The following is a 14,132-nucleotide window of genomic DNA, read 5'->3' as shown; positions in this document are numbered from 1 at the left end:
AATTAAAATAAGAAGGAAATACCCAAACCTGATTGATAGCTTTTATCTCTGCCATTCAAGTCCACACCCACACTGGCATCCATTTGCACGTGTTCATTTAGTGCATAGATAACGCCAGAACCCAATGAATATTCATTAGGTTCACTTTCAGCTTTACGATAAATCAACTCAGAAAAACCAGACCACTTATCCGCAATTTTATATTCAATGACTGGGACAGCCGTCACCGCCCAATTACTGTTTTGGACTTCGTAACGCATGGTGATTGACGTCTTAATCAGATCGGTCGCTTCATAAGCTACGGCAGAGCTCAGGCTATAAATATCATCATGATTGCTAAAGCCATCATTTCCTGTCGCTAAAATGGCTTCTGCCAAAATAGCCATAGACAGCTTGTCATCATCCAGATCAATGGCTTTTTTAAGTCCGATGCTGACATCGCCCAAACCATCTTCTTCAACTGACTGACCAGCACGTTTTACTTTGCTCCACGCTGGACCTTGCCATCCCAGTTGTAACTCGAGGTCTTTGGCCAAACCGGTACGCAATAACATATCTGCATTTAAAGTGACCGTTTTTTGTTGTTCGCCCTCTACCGTGGTTTGGTTATAACTGACATTCGGTAAACCTTGTTCCCATGCCAGTTGCCCGACTGGAGTAATACCGGTACTGAAACCTTCCCCCGGACGGTCGAAGGAAAATTCAGCAGCCATAGTATTCATACTAAAACCTGCCGCAACAATCAAAGCTACTATTTTTACTGCTGACATTTTTCTCTCGCTATTGTGTTAATTCTTTGGTCATTTTAGCACCGTGACTACGGAGTAATTCTAAGGTTTGTTTTTCTTCTGCCAAAGCTTCTGACCAGTTAATTGCATCAAAATCACAATCAAAGAATAAATCGCTGATTGAAGATAAAATGGTGAGCCCTTCTTCATCCTTGCTGTTTGGATCTACTTTTTCATCGAGTAAGCGTTTTACTGCAGGCACACAAGCCGCACTGGCAGCATCCCATAATGGACCATACAGTTCTTCAGCATCCCATAAATGTACATTGGCTTTGGCCTGAATAAGCGCTTCTAAAATTTCAATATGTACCGTCAAACTTTGTTGTTTTTCTTGTTCAGACAAGGGGGAACCTGCTTCATGGGCTTCACAAATCTGTTCCCACCATTTAAATAAACCATCTGACCAGACAGAAATTACAGGACCTTTTTCCGGATCAATAAAATTAGGGTCGAGACCTTCTGCCAAAAGGCGTTGCACTTGAGCAAGATCGAGTTCTTCAATTGCTTGTACAAAGACTTGTTGTTGCGCTGTTAACATGGAGAAAGTTCTCTTCAATCAGTTTTAAACTATTATGCCCAATAAACACTGATTTGTTTTAGATAAATGTATAACAAGCCTATTTATTATTCATTGTGCTTACCTAATATGCACACGTAAAAAAAGCTCCGAAGAGCTTTTTTCCTATTTAATGAAGCACGTAGCCAGTTAATCTTTTAAATCCTCTGCATCCTCAGTATCAGCATCGTTGACTTCAGCAAATACCGGCACTGCCGCACGAGGGTTTTCTTTCTTCTCGAACAGATGCTCTAAACTACGTTTCAAACGATCGATGGCCCCATGAATAGCAGTATCAATATTATGACCGCGATGGTTGACCACTACAGGTTTCAACCCTGCTGGACGCGCTTCAATCATGCAGTGAATATCATCTGCACCACCTTTGGCTGCATTTTCGTCACTAAAATGAACTGAAAAGTGAGTAATACGTTCGCTATGACGTTGGAATGCTGCATTCAGTTCTGCACGAACATAAGTAATTAAACGTTCACTATTTTGAATGTTTTTATCTGTACGGATTTCAATGTTCATATAATTTCATCCTCTTTTATTCACATCTTTTGTGCAAAACTTCTTATCTTGGCACGTTTAAACTTGCTGTAAAAACAGCGCGAAACATCTTCAAATTAGTTTGGAACGAATTCCTCCACATTGAACGATGAACACTTTTGAGTCTGCAGAATCGTGTCCTTATGCTTCGAATATAAGGGGCTAAGCGAAGCAGATGCAAGTAGTATTTTGATATTTTTTTAATATCCATATGAAAATTATGTGATTAAACTTTATTTGCCAAGTTATTTGAAAAATCTCATATTATTTTTTATTGATCAAAAATCAGGTTTAAAAGTGATTTATGTTTTTTATCCGTATGTAATTTTTGAGTATCAAAGCTGTAGCGTAATTTTAACCTCAAAAACATTTTGGTCATTAAATTATTTTTGAGTCATTGATCAATTTTGGCTTTATTTTTGCTAAAGAATCTGTATGCTTTGCTTGCTTCTCGGGGGAGATATTTTTAATGAAACTTACACAAATTTTTGCTACATGTGCATTGGCTTCAACTGCTGCACTTACTCAAGCTGCGCCAATCTGGCAAGACTTCAGCGTGACTGGTCTTTATGGTGAAAACTATGAAGTGGTAGATGATCAGCAAACCACTATGACTGTTGAATATGCAGCTAAAGTTAAATATGCAGATGTATTCTTCTTCGTTGACCGCCTACATGGTGGTAATGATCACAAGTCAACTTATTTTGAATTATCACCTCGTTTAAGCTTGGGTGAAGTGACCGGTCAAAAACTTGCATTTGGGCCAGTAAAAGACGTTTTGGTTGCAACGACGTGGGAAGGTAATAGTGAAGATGGCAACAACTTCGACAACTTCCTCTATGGTGTAGGTTTCGATCTTGATATTCCTTATACTCAATATGCCAGCGTAAACTTCTACCGCGCGAACAACGAGAATAATGCTGATGATTATCAAATGACCATCACTTATGGTATTCCTTTTAAGCTAGGTTCTGAAGATTTCCTTGTTGACGGTTTCCTTGACTGGTCTACTGCTGAAAAAGACAGTGACCCAACAAAATTACATGCGAGTGAATTGAACTGGACCACGCAATGGAAATGGAATGCGGGTAAACACATTTCACCAGATACCCGTTTATACCTCGGTATCGAACATTCCGTTTGGAACAACAAATTCGGTATTCCAAATGCTAATGAAAACAACGTAAGCGCATTGGTTAAATACCACTTCTAAGCACAACGTTTTTTAGATCTTAGATGAGTGTTTAAAAGCAAGGCTTCGGTCTTGCTTTTTTATTGCCCTAAAATGGAAATATTTCTAAAATATGCTTCTCTTTATTTATTCGGCATAGCTAATGGACTTTCAAATCCGTCCCGCTCAAATACAAGATCTAGAACAAATCCTGAATATTTATAATGCTGAAATTCTAAATGGAACTGCAACCTGGAATGACAAGGGAAAGTCTTTAAATGATTTCCATAATTGGTTTAAGGATCTCACCCTTCAACAATTTCCTTTCTTTGTTGCTGAAGATTTAGAGTCTCAACGCATTGCAGGCTATGCTGATTATTCTTCATTTCGTCAAATTACCGGGTTTAAATACACTGTTGAACATTCTGTGTTTATTGATCCAGCCTTTAGCAGACGAGGCTTAGGCAAGGCTTTAATGCTGAAACTGATCGATCATGCAAAACGGCATCATATTCATGTCATGGTCGCTGCGATTGATCATGGAAATAAAGCTTCCATTGTATTACATGCCAAGTTGGGCTTTAAGCAGACAGGCTATATGCCGCAAGTCGGACAAAAATTCGGTCAATGGAGAGATTTGGTATTGATGCAGCTAATATTAGATTAAGTCTGTGGTTATTTAACCGTCCAAAATGATGCCTTAATTTTTTCTATTTACTGCTAAATAAATGATGTGTATATGCTTTAATAACCAAAAATAATTTGAACAAACCTTTTTCGGGGAATTATGGCTAAGTTTTTAAACACCAGTGCAACCAATTTTTTCTTGGAAGAACTGATTAAAAATGCAAAAGAGCGGCTCATCTTAATCAGTCCTTATTTACGTTTAAACGACCGTATTAAAGAACTGTTAGAAGACAAGAATCGCTTAAAAATTGATATCCGTATTGTCCTATGGCAAAAGTGATTTGCATCCTGATGAAATCAAATGGATGCAAAAACTTGATTATGTACGTCTCAGCTTTTGTAAAAATCTGCATGCAAAATGCTATATGAATGAATCGGAATGCATTATTTCAAGTTTAAATCTCTATGAATTTAGCCAAGTCAATAACAATGAAATGGGCATTTTAATTCGTAAATATGAAGCTGATGAAGTATTTAAAGATGCTTATGAAGAATCTCAGCGCATTATTCGCATTAGTGATGAACTTCGAATCTCATTAGATGAAGTAAAAGCAGGGCAAGCTCAAGTTGAAGAAAAAAACGATGAGGACACGGATCATTCAATTAAATTAACTTCATCAAAATTAGCGGCAAAACATAAATTAAAAACTGCTGATTTATTAGATAAGTTTGTTGAAAAAGGATTGTTAACACGCAATGACAATGGCAAACATTTACTCACAGAACAAGGCAAAGCCATGGGCGGAGAATTTAAAACCAGCCAATACGGGGGTTATTTCCTGTGGTCAGAAAGTTTAGAAATCTGATCAAAAAGCCCGCGATTACGGGCTTTTTATTGGCAAATACTAAGTGAAAAATCACACCACCAAATCAGCCAGATTACCTTTTTGTTCTAACCATTCTTTACGATCACCGGCACGCTTCTTGGCAAGCAATTTATCGAGCAAACCTGTGGTAAATTGCATGTCGTCTAAATCAAGCTGTACCAGACGGCGGGTATCCGGATCTAAAGTCGTTTCACGAAGCTGACTGGCATTCATTTCACCTAAACCTTTGAATCGGGTAATTTGTGGGGTTTTGGTCTTGGTTTTCTTCAAAATTGATGCTAGTTCATCTTCATCTAGTGCGTAATGAACGTCTTTACCATCGTCAATCCGGAAGAGTGGCGGCATGGCCACATACAAATGCCCTTCTTCGACCAAGGTCGGGAAATGTTTCACAAACAATGCGCACAATAAGGTCGCGATATGCAAACCATCTGAATCGGCATCGGCAAGGATGCACACTTTGCCATAACGTAATTCTGAAAGGTCATCACTGCCAGGATCGACCCCGATCGCAATGGCAATATTATGTACTTCCTGAGAGGCCAGAACTTCATCAGATGCCACTTCCCAAGTGTTTAAAATTTTCCCGCGAATCGGCATGATTGCCTGGAAATTTTTATCCCGTGCCTGTTTGGCAGACCCCCCGGCTGAATCCCCTTCCACAATAAACAGTTCCGATTCATCCAGAGTATGACCGACACAATCGGACAGTTTCCCCGGCAAAGTTGGCCCAGCCACAATCTTTTTACGTTCAACTTTTTTTGCGGCTTTTAAACGACGACCGGCTTTGGCAATCATGATTTCAGCGATCTGCATGGCAGTATCAGAGTTTTGATTCAACCACAGTGCAAAAGCATCTTTGGCGATATTCAGCACAATGCTGGATGCTTCACGACTTGAAAGACGCTCCTTGGTTTGACCGGAAAATTGTGGTTCCTGAAATTTCAAGGACAGAATGTAGTTCACGCCATCCCATACATCTTCTGCAGAAAGCTTTAAATTACGTGGCAATAAATTACGCAGTTCACAGAACTCACGCATGGCATCCGTGACACCTGAACGAAGACCGTTCACATGCGTACCACCTTGCGCCGTTGGAATCAGGTTGACGTAACTTTCCTGAACCTGTTCACCACCTTCCGCATTCCAGCAAATGGCAAACTCCGCACTGGCACGTTCTGCTTCACCGGTTGCTACAAAAGCAGGACAGGGAATAATGTCACGGTCTTGTAATTCATCCATCAAATAGTCGACCAAACCATTTTCAAATTGCCATTCAATTTTTTCGTTATTAATTTGGTCGACATATACAATTTGTAAGCCGGCCGCCAAAACCGCTTTGGCTTTTAAATTATGTTTTAACGCTTTTAAGGCAAATTTGGGCGAATCAAAATATTTGGTATCGGGCCAGAAATGCACTTTGGTGCCTGAAGCGCGCTTGGGTGCTTTGCCTTGCAAAACTTCGAGTTGTGAAACCGGTTCACCATGTTCAAATGCCATTTTATAGACATTGCCCTGACGCTGAACTTCAACTTCCACCCGGTTAGACAAAGCATTAACCACTGAAATGCCCACACCATGCAACCCCCCTGAAAACTGGTAGTTGTCGGTGCTGAATTTACCGCCGGCATGCAATTTGGTCATGATAATTTCAATCCCGCTCTGACCATATTCAGGGTGAATATCGACAGGCATACCCCGACCGTTGTCTTCTACCGATAAAGAGCCATCTTTATACACCGTCACGGTAATTTTATCGGCATGTCCTGCAAGTGCCTCATCCACAGCATTATCAATGACTTCTTGTGCCAAATGGTTTGGACGAGTGGTATCGGTATACATGCCCGGACGACGACGAACCGGATCTAAACCAGATAAAACTTCAAGTGATTGAGCCGTATATTGAGACACGTTGTACTGTTTCCTTATTTTATACAATCCGATAAAAACTGTAATGCCATCGGTATTTTGTCTGCGAAATTGTCCATCGCATGCTTGCCATTCGTTTCTGTGATGATCATGGACTGATGTGAAGCGTTGCTATAATAACGCTGTGCTTCACGATAATCCAAAACTTCATCACCTTGTTGCAGTAACACTAAAATTTTGTCTGCATCTTGCACAAATGGCAGCGCCATCTGCTCCAGTTGAGCAAGATCAGTATGATTCAAAGTCCATGCGGCACTCACTACATAGGGAATATGCTGGCTGCCAAATAAATCATCAAACAGTTGCCATGGTCGCATGGCAGGATTAATTAAAACAGCCGGCACCCCGTGTTTTGCGACCAGTTGTGTCGCATAAAAGCCGCCCAGACTACTGCCAATCAGTACCACTTGATCTAAACGTGCAATCATATCTGAAACATAAGCCAAAACCTGTTGCGGTGGCATATTTAAATCAGGCAAATAGACTTGAAAATCGGTGTGCTGCTGACAAAAGGCTTTAATCTGTTGTCCTTTAATGGACAAGCTACTACTTTGAAAACCATGTAAATAAATAATGTTCATCACTTTTTATTTCATATTAATTTAAATGAATCTGATTTATGCTAAAACGGGAAGCTTATCACTCCCTTATTTTAATATGGATATAACAGGAATTGTCAGACAAAAAAATCAACTCTAAAAGGTAATCATCGGTATTGTAAAAGCTGTTCGAGAGAACCCTACAAGATTAAAAGCTAAGAATTTATACCGTGATCTTAAGAAAAAATAAAGTACCTGCGGGACCCGACCAGAAAAGGATAGGATAAAATGCCAAGTTTAACACCATTGCATGAAACCTATTGTAAATGGGATCGTACCCCACCCAGCCAAGCCGATGTACTGGAAGGCTTGGCTCAATTGGTTACGACCCGTTTAGGGGATGTGGTACAAGACCTGATACAGGTTATTCAACGCGAAATCATGATCAGCTTGTTTGGCATGAGTGAACAACGCTCGAAAAAATTACAGCGCATTCCATATATTGAAAAACTGTATCAGTTCTCCTACGATACTTTATTCAATTCCGGTCTCTATTTGCTTGCGCCTGGTTTACGTCAAATTATTGAAAAATATCCAAAATTGCATGATAAACCGCTTACACCATCACTGCATTTTTTAGTGGGGGTGCTAAACGGTATATTGGGGGATTATTTACTCAAATATCAAAACCCACTTGCGCTGCCGATGGTGTTATACGACCACTATGGTGAACTGCAAAAAGGGGATTTATCCGGTCGTGTGGTAATTTTTGTGCATGGCTTATGCTTAAACCATCTGGATTGGTCAAACCATCCGTACGGCGGTATTGGCGAAAAGCTCTTGGCACAGCGTGACAACAACACCATGCTCTACCTTAACTACAACACCGGGCGGCGTATTTCTGCCAATGGACGCAGTCTTGCCAACACTCTCGAAGATCTGATTCGGCGTAATCCGCTGATTACCAGCATTGACTTGATTGGACATAGTATGGGCGGCTTAGTGCTACGCAGCGCCTTGTTTTATGGCAAACAGAACATGTATCCCTGGATACATCTGACCGAAAATTTGGTCTGTTTAGGTTCACCGCATCATGGCGCCGTTTTAGAACGTTTTGGTTTTATCATGCAGGATAAACTGGGACACTTTCCCTTTGTCAAAATCGTTCGGCATATCGTCAATATCCGCAGTAACGGGATTCTGGATTTACGTTATGGCAGCGTCCGTGATGATGACTGGGAACATAATCATGCCCGGATTGGCGGGATGGATGACAACCGCAAACCCGCGCCATTGCCTTCTCACATTAATACTTTTTTCATTGCCGCCTCTATTGCTTATGAAAATAGAAAAAATCGCCCTTTAAATGTACTGGGCGATTATCTGGTGAATATTAAAAGTGCTTTAGGCGAACATCCCAATCCACGTTTTCAATTGAAAGTACCTGAGTCACATAAAGCAATTTTTTATGGCTTAAATCATTTTGAACTGCATAATCACCCCAGCGTAGCTGAACAAATTATAAAATGGTTCTATCCGCCAAAGGATGAGCAAGTGAAAGAACAGGTGCATGAGTACATACTGCAATTGGAAGACTTATCAGGTATTGCCCTCACTTAACTTGAGAATAAAAAAGCCAACTTAATGTTGGCTTTTTTATGAGAATCTTTATTTCTTCTTGATAGGTTTATACGTTACAAACGGATATTTACGCAACAGCTGCCATAAACTGATCAAAGCCAGCACCGCAAAAAAGGCCAGTGACCACACTGGAAGGGATTGCCCCAAGAAAGTCCAATCCACTTTGGCACATTCGCCCGAACCGGTCAGCACTTGTTCAAACACCGACTTTAAAGGCAAAGTTTCTACCCAGTAATCCAGGCCTGGACCACAGCTGGGAACTTGATCGGGTGGCAAATTTTGCAGCCAGACATGACGCGCTGCTACGCCTGCCGACCAGAGAATGCTGATTAAACCCAACAAGGCATAAATACGTTTTGCCGTATTTGAGTTAGGGTTATGCAAAAAAGCGACCAGAGAAACAATCCCCAAGCCCATCAGGCCAATGCGTTGAAACACACATAATGGACAAGGTTCAAGCCCTTGTACGTGTTCCAGATATAACGCAAACGCCATTCCAATGACGCTGGCCAAAAACAAAAAACCACTCACGAAGCGATAACTCCATTGCATGGTGAATCCTCTTAATTTTTATCGATAATCGGCAAGATATTGTTCAAAACTGAGACTGCTATCTTGTTCGAGTTGCTGTTGTTGTTGCAAAGATTGTTCAGCAACCCCCTCAAAATAAGCCAATGTATCTGGACTTAATTGATGCTGCTCATAGGTCGTTGCATGTTGTTGTGCCATGAAACTGCCAAAGCTCCAGGTGCCGCCATTTTCTAAAGTATCGGCAATCACTTGTGCAGACAGGGTTTCATCCACGTCATCAATGCGTTTAAACATGATCGCCAATGCAGCTGAATACAGAGTCGTACTATAAGTCGCATCCAGTACATCAGCCAAAGGTTGCATTTCTGTAAGCTGGGTACGTGACCAGTTTTCAATGGCATGTTCACCTGCTGCATCAATAATCAATGCATTGGGCGCACGACCACGATTCACCACTTCGGCCTGATTACGTTCAATCTGTTCTTGTTCTGGATCCAGTAAATCCGGACTATCTTGTAATAAACAATGCAGTGCCAGCACTTCCAGGAATGCCGCGGTGTTTTCATCAATCCCGATCGGGCTATATGGATTGACATCAACCGCACGCAATTCAACATAACTTACCCCACGCTTCTCAAGCGCTTGAGATGGAGTTTCCCCAGCTTGAGGCACCTGTTTCGGACGGACTAAGCTGTAGTATTCATTTTCAATTTGCAGCACATGATCATTGATTTGAATCGGCTCGCCCTGTTCATCATTTAGACCTAAACGGCTAAACGGTGCATAAGGGGTTTTTACTGCTTTTTTCAAGCCGTCTAAATAGCCAGACAGACTATTGTAGTGAATGCCCAATTCTTTCTGGGCAGAATTCTGATAACCAAAATTGCCCATGCGCAGTGCGGTTGCATAAGGAAGGAACAAAGTTCCTTTTAATAAAGGCAATAAGTGATGTTCACGCCCGGTCATAAAGCACTGGCACACTGAGGGACTGGCACCGACCAGGAACATCACCAACGGGGTTAAACGAATAAAGTTGCGAATTAAACCAAAGTAACGATGACTGCGATAATCCTGCAAAGTTAAACTTTTTAGCGTGTCGTCAGTTTCCTGTTGTTGCAGGGCTTCAAACACTTGATCAGGAAAAGATAAATTATAATGTACCCCTGAAATAGTCTGCATACGACGACCATAACGCACGCCTAAACCATGCCGATATAAAGTCTTAAAACGGCCCACATTAGACGTGCCATATTGTGCTAAACGAATATTGCTTTCGTCATCATCGAGCATGCAGGGCATCGACAAGGGCCACAGTTTTTCACCCTTTGCTAAATGGCGATGTGCAACCGCATGAATATCTTCTAAATAATCTAATGCTTTTTTTATGCTGTCTTGCGGCGGAGTAATGAACTCCATCAAGGCTTCTGAATAATCCGTGGTGATATGCGGATGTGTTAAAGCCGACCCGAGTGCTTTTGGATGCGATGCCTGTGATAAAAAACCATTGCTTTGCATACGCAGGCTTTCGCGCTCAATACCGCGCAACATGCCTTTAAACAGCGAAGAATCCACCCAAGCTGGTAATAGCACTTGAGAGGTCGATTCGGGTTGACTCATTACAATCTCGCTTATCGGAAGATAACTACTAAATAGAACTACTAAAATAAAATCATCAGTTTATAGCAGTATAACGTGATTTTTGGCTGCTACATTACACCCTGTATAGTTTTCAAACAAAATGTCGATTTTATTTCTGGCAAATTTTTATCACAAAGTTACTCTATAAGACACCTACAATTTGTGATTGTATTGAATAATAAGTGCTAAGGAATTGTAAATATTATGAATTATCTGGATATTCTGGACTTTTGGTTTAATTCGGAAACACAGCCCTTATGGTTTGTAAAAAGTGATGATTTTGATGAATTAATTAATCAACAGTTTCGTGATATTCACCATCAAGCTACACAAGCCGAGCTTTGGTCCTGGCGCAAAACCGCCGAAGGCCGTCTGGCTGAAATTATTGTACTGGACCAGTTTTCGCGCAATTTGTTCCGTGATCAAGCGCAAGCCTTTGCTCAAGATGCTTTGGCACTGACCCTTGCCCAAGAGGCAATTAGCTTGGATTTGGATAAACAATTAAGTCCGCAACAACGTGCGTTTTTATACATGCCGTTTATGCACAGTGAATCGAAATTAATCCATGAATTCGCGTTAAAATTATTTCAACGACTGGGTAATCCCATGAATCTGGATTATGAAAAACAGCATAAAGCGATTATCGACCGTTTCGGGCGCTATCCGCACCGTAATCAAATTTTAGCGCGTACATCGACTGCAGAAGAGCTCGAATTTTTAACCCAACCCAACAGCAGTTTCTAAACATTTATTGTGTCTCCTCCCTCGCACAGTAAATTGGTATGGAGGTTTAACATGAAAAATAGCATTATCGGTCTAAGCATAGTGGCGGCAATTGCCCTCTCTGGCTGTGCAACCACACCTTCCAAACCGCTGACTTTTGACCAATTAGGTCAATTCAGTAATATCCCTTTAAATTCTCAGTCCTATCGTATTAGTTTCCAGGCACGCCCCAACATGAGTTTTGGGACAGCCGAAGAAATCACCTTGGTAAAAGCCGCTCAAACCACCCTACAAAATGGATTTCGCTATTTTAAAGTCCTGAATGATCCAAGTAATCGTAGCCAAGCCCCACGACAAGCTCTGGTCTACTCCACCCCAATGTACTATCCATACGGCTATTATAGCCGTTACCCGGGTTTCTGGCCTGACCCGTTTTATGATATGCCGCGCGTAGTCAATATTGACCCGATAGAGGTTTCCTATACTATTGAATGTTATAAAGATCAGAAAAAAGCACCGAATGATGCCTTCGATGCCTATTTAATTTTACAATCGTTAGGACAAAAATACGGACTTAGTCCGACTGGACAAGTTTTACAGCCCCCGGTCGTGACACCCAAAAAATAACCGACCGCCCTATTAACAGGAATATTGCATGACTCCAGCGGAAGTAACCCCTCCACCTAGTTTGCAACGCAGTAAACGCTTCGCCACCATTGCGCTAATTTTGGCGGTTTTAACATGGTTAGTGCTGATGGTGGTGGCCAAGCTGCTTCCTGAATATATCTGGCTGATTCATATTTTGATGCTGGCGGCCGAAGCCGGTGTGGTCGGTGGTTTAGCGGACTGGTATGCCATTACCGTGCTGTTCCGCAACCCGTTTGGGAAAATGCCGATTCCTAAATTTATGCGCGATCACACCGAAATTATTCCACGTAACAAAGCCCGTATTGCAGAATCTATGGGACGTTTTGTACAGGAAAACTTTTTATCGCCGCAAGTGGTGAAGCGAAGTCTGCACAATACCGATATCAGTCTGGCCGTTGGACAATGGCTGGCCAAAGCTGAAAATAACGCTCAAGTCACCCAAGTCATTCAGCAAACGGTACCGAAAATTTTTGAATTTGTGGGACAGGAACAAATTGGGCGCTTTATTCAAAGCAATAGCGTGCAATGGGTGCGCAATACCCAAATCAATACCTTGGCCAGTGAAATGCTGCGTGCAGTTCTGGAAAATGATTTTCATCAGGATGTCTTACAACGCGGACTTGATCTTGCACATGAATGGGTGATGTCACATCCGGAAGAAACCCGTCAGCTGACCCGCACCTTATTCAAGGAATTAGGCGTGTGGAAACTGGCCAAAGGTGCAAGCTGGATTGGCATTGATGTACAGCAACGTACCATCGACTCACTGGTGGAACGGGTGGAATCAATGCTGGCCGACCCGGAGCATCCGTGGCGTCAAAAAATTGAAGAAATGGGTCATCAGTTGATGCTGGAACTGGCAAATGATGAAAGTAATGCCAGTCATCGTTTAAATAGCACCAAAGATGCCTTGCTGGATAGCCCACAAGTACTGAATTTTATTAGCGGGGCTGTGGTCATTCTTTGTGATGCGATTAAAGCCGACTTGCTCAAAGACGATTCAGGCATTGCACAGAACCTGCGGGTTGCCATTCAGCAAGTGGGGGAAAATATTATTTCCAACTCGGCAGTACGTGAATTACTCAATGACCGGATGAGTGGGATTGCGGTTAATTTAAGTGACCAATACAGTGAGAAAGTCATTCGGTTTATTAGCGAGCGTATTCATGAATGGGATTCGCGGGAAATGATCGACAAAATTGAAAATGAAGTCGGTGGCGACTTGCACATGATCCGTGTCAATGGCGTGGTCGTGGGTGCATTTATTGGTTTGGTGCTGGGGATTATTCGCGCTTTGGTAGATGTGGTGCTTTAGTTGCATTCAGCTATTTAAATTGCAGCAGACATTGCTCAATAAACAAAATGTCTTTTAAACGGCTTAATATTGATGCTTAATAAACTGATGTGGCAAGCTAGGCTGATGTCTATGTATTTATAACAACAACAAAATTAAAAGCCACTGCCTTTAAAACCAGCTCTGTGCCTAGCCAAAATCATTAAAGTTTTAATGTCTGTAGACTGTAGATGTTTCAAAATTAGATATTTCAAAATAAAAAAACAGATTAATGGGAACAGACTATCGCCTAAAGGACAAAATCACTTCGGCCCATTTGCAGCCGATAGATCGACCAGTTGGCCTGTCAATTTGCGTACCAAGGGTAAAAGCATTAATACAATCGGAAAAGCAAAGGCCCAGGAAATCATCCAGTTGTGAAACCATAAATTTATAAAACCGTCGATCCAACCCAGATTGCGCAGCATATTGATCAAGGAAATAATGCCACTCATCAGGCCAGATAAAATAAACGGCAATACCACTGCGGCCCATTTTGCTGGAAGTTTGGGAATATTGCCGATAATCGTCGGGCGTTCAGTTTGCATCTGCTCTGCTCTGTTCATTTT

General features: G+C 41.6%; 14 protein-coding genes and 1 pseudogene. 7 read left to right on the top strand and 8 right to left on the bottom strand.

Annotation, left to right across the window (positions count from 1 at the left end):
- Positions 1-2: 2 nt before the first annotated feature.
- The 3 genes from AY606_RS12640 to AY606_RS12630 form a co-directional block, all read right to left on the bottom strand.
- A complete protein-coding gene (locus AY606_RS12640; RefSeq protein WP_067869212.1) occupies positions 3-770 on the bottom strand; it encodes a transporter in 768 nt (255 codons plus the stop codon).
- 10 nt (positions 771-780) lie between these two features.
- The gene (locus tag AY606_RS12635) at positions 781-1,326 is read right to left on the bottom strand and encodes an ankyrin repeat domain-containing protein (RefSeq protein WP_067869209.1); all 546 of its coding nucleotides are present in this window, start codon (positions 1,324-1,326) and stop codon (positions 781-783) included.
- 168 nt (positions 1,327-1,494) lie between these two features.
- Positions 1,495-1,878, bottom strand: coding sequence for an HPF/RaiA family ribosome-associated protein (locus AY606_RS12630; RefSeq protein WP_067869206.1), 384 nt, complete (start codon positions 1,876-1,878; stop codon positions 1,495-1,497).
- A gap of 487 nt (positions 1,879-2,365) precedes the next feature.
- Here AY606_RS12630 and AY606_RS12625 point away from each other — a divergent pair, with 487 nt between their 5' ends.
- The 3 genes and pseudogenes from AY606_RS12625 to AY606_RS12615 all read left to right on the top strand — a co-directional run bounded on the left by AY606_RS12625 (position 2,366) and on the right by AY606_RS12615 (position 4,560).
- A complete protein-coding gene (locus tag AY606_RS12625; protein ID WP_067869203.1) occupies positions 2,366-3,109 on the top strand; it encodes an outer membrane protein OmpK in 744 nt (247 codons plus the stop codon).
- Between the two features lie 121 nt (positions 3,110-3,230).
- Entirely contained in the window at positions 3,231-3,734 is a 504-nt protein-coding gene (locus AY606_RS12620; RefSeq protein WP_067869200.1) for a GNAT family N-acetyltransferase, read from the top strand.
- Positions 3,735-3,854: 120 nt separating this feature from the next.
- Positions 3,855-4,560: pseudogene (locus tag AY606_RS12615) on the top strand (phospholipase D family protein).
- 51 nt (positions 4,561-4,611) lie between these two features.
- Here AY606_RS12615 and parE read toward each other — a convergent pair.
- Positions 4,612-6,492, bottom strand: a complete 1,881-nt coding sequence (gene parE, locus AY606_RS12610) for a DNA topoisomerase IV subunit B (RefSeq protein ID WP_067869197.1) — start codon at positions 6,490-6,492, stop codon at positions 4,612-4,614.
- A gap of 14 nt (positions 6,493-6,506) precedes the next feature.
- Positions 6,507-7,091, bottom strand: a complete 585-nt coding sequence (locus AY606_RS12605; RefSeq protein ID WP_067869194.1) for a YqiA/YcfP family alpha/beta fold hydrolase — start codon at positions 7,089-7,091, stop codon at positions 6,507-6,509.
- A gap of 246 nt (positions 7,092-7,337) precedes the next feature.
- Between AY606_RS12605 and AY606_RS12600 the strand changes: the two genes are divergently transcribed.
- A complete protein-coding gene (locus tag AY606_RS12600) occupies positions 7,338-8,669 on the top strand; it encodes a PGAP1-like alpha/beta domain-containing protein (protein ID WP_067869191.1) in 1,332 nt (443 codons plus the stop codon).
- Positions 8,670-8,717: 48 nt separating this feature from the next.
- Here AY606_RS12600 and AY606_RS12595 read toward each other — a convergent pair whose 3' ends face one another.
- The gene (locus AY606_RS12595; protein ID WP_067869188.1) at positions 8,718-9,242 is read right to left on the bottom strand and encodes a disulfide bond formation protein B; all 525 of its coding nucleotides are present in this window, start codon (positions 9,240-9,242) and stop codon (positions 8,718-8,720) included.
- 18 nt (positions 9,243-9,260) lie between these two features.
- Complete coding sequence (gshA, locus tag AY606_RS12590; RefSeq protein WP_067869186.1) at positions 9,261-10,838, bottom strand: glutamate--cysteine ligase; 1,578 nt, start codon at positions 10,836-10,838, stop codon at positions 9,261-9,263.
- A gap of 225 nt (positions 10,839-11,063) precedes the next feature.
- Here gshA and AY606_RS12585 point away from each other — a divergent pair, with 225 nt between their 5' ends.
- Genes AY606_RS12585 through AY606_RS12575 form a run of 3 tightly spaced genes read left to right on the top strand, consistent with a single transcriptional unit; the run spans position 11,064 to position 13,545 of the window.
- Entirely contained in the window at positions 11,064-11,603 is a 540-nt protein-coding gene (locus AY606_RS12585) for a DUF924 family protein (RefSeq protein ID WP_067869183.1), read from the top strand.
- 51 nt (positions 11,604-11,654) lie between these two features.
- Positions 11,655-12,209 carry a CC0125/CC1285 family lipoprotein gene (locus AY606_RS12580; protein WP_067869180.1) on the top strand — a complete coding sequence of 185 codons (555 nt, stop codon included), beginning with the start codon at positions 11,655-11,657 and terminating at the stop codon, positions 12,207-12,209.
- Positions 12,210-12,237: 28 nt separating this feature from the next.
- Positions 12,238-13,545 (top strand): DUF445 domain-containing protein, encoded by a 1,308-nt coding sequence (locus AY606_RS12575; RefSeq protein WP_067869177.1) that lies wholly within the window; start codon positions 12,238-12,240, stop codon positions 13,543-13,545.
- A gap of 281 nt (positions 13,546-13,826) precedes the next feature.
- Here the strand turns inward: AY606_RS12575 and AY606_RS12570 are convergent, their stop codons facing one another.
- Positions 13,827-14,111 (bottom strand): DUF2798 domain-containing protein, encoded by a 285-nt coding sequence (locus AY606_RS12570; RefSeq protein WP_067869601.1) that lies wholly within the window; start codon positions 14,109-14,111, stop codon positions 13,827-13,829.
- Positions 14,112-14,132 lie beyond the last annotated feature (21 nt).

The organism is Acinetobacter sp. SFB (assembly GCF_001647545.1).
Taxonomy (GTDB): domain Bacteria; phylum Pseudomonadota; class Gammaproteobacteria; order Pseudomonadales; family Moraxellaceae; genus Acinetobacter.
This window is presented reverse-complemented; position numbering and strand designations above follow the sequence as displayed.

Bases quoted from the DNA above. Each gene is read 5' to 3' on its own strand.
- AY606_RS12630 (WP_067869206.1), bottom strand. From the start codon at position 1,878: ATGAACATTGAAATCCGTACAGATAAAAACATTCAAAATAGTGAACGT.
- AY606_RS12625 (WP_067869203.1), top strand. From the start codon at position 2,366: ATGAAACTTACACAAATTTTTGCTACATGTGCATTGGCTTCAACTGCT.
- AY606_RS12600 (WP_067869191.1), top strand. From the start codon at position 7,338: ATGCCAAGTTTAACACCATTGCATGAAACCTATTGTAAATGGGATCGT.
- AY606_RS12575 (WP_067869177.1), top strand. From the start codon at position 12,238: ATGACTCCAGCGGAAGTAACCCCTCCACCTAGTTTGCAACGCAGTAAA.
- AY606_RS12595 (WP_067869188.1), bottom strand. From the start codon at position 9,242: ATGCAATGGAGTTATCGCTTCGTGAGTGGTTTTTTGTTTTTGGCCAGC.
- AY606_RS12605 (WP_067869194.1), bottom strand. From the start codon at position 7,091: ATGAACATTATTTATTTACATGGTTTTCAAAGTAGTAGCTTGTCCATT.
- AY606_RS12620 (WP_067869200.1), top strand. From the start codon at position 3,231: ATGGACTTTCAAATCCGTCCCGCTCAAATACAAGATCTAGAACAAATC.
- AY606_RS12635 (WP_067869209.1), bottom strand. From the start codon at position 1,326: ATGTTAACAGCGCAACAACAAGTCTTTGTACAAGCAATTGAAGAACTC.
- AY606_RS12640 (WP_067869212.1), bottom strand. From the start codon at position 770: ATGTCAGCAGTAAAAATAGTAGCTTTGATTGTTGCGGCAGGTTTTAGT.
- AY606_RS12580 (WP_067869180.1), top strand. From the start codon at position 11,655: ATGAAAAATAGCATTATCGGTCTAAGCATAGTGGCGGCAATTGCCCTC.
- AY606_RS12585 (WP_067869183.1), top strand. From the start codon at position 11,064: ATGAATTATCTGGATATTCTGGACTTTTGGTTTAATTCGGAAACACAG.
- AY606_RS12570 (WP_067869601.1), bottom strand. From the start codon at position 14,111: ATGCAAACTGAACGCCCGACGATTATCGGCAATATTCCCAAACTTCCA.
- gshA (WP_067869186.1), bottom strand. From the start codon at position 10,838: ATGAGTCAACCCGAATCGACCTCTCAAGTGCTATTACCAGCTTGGGTG.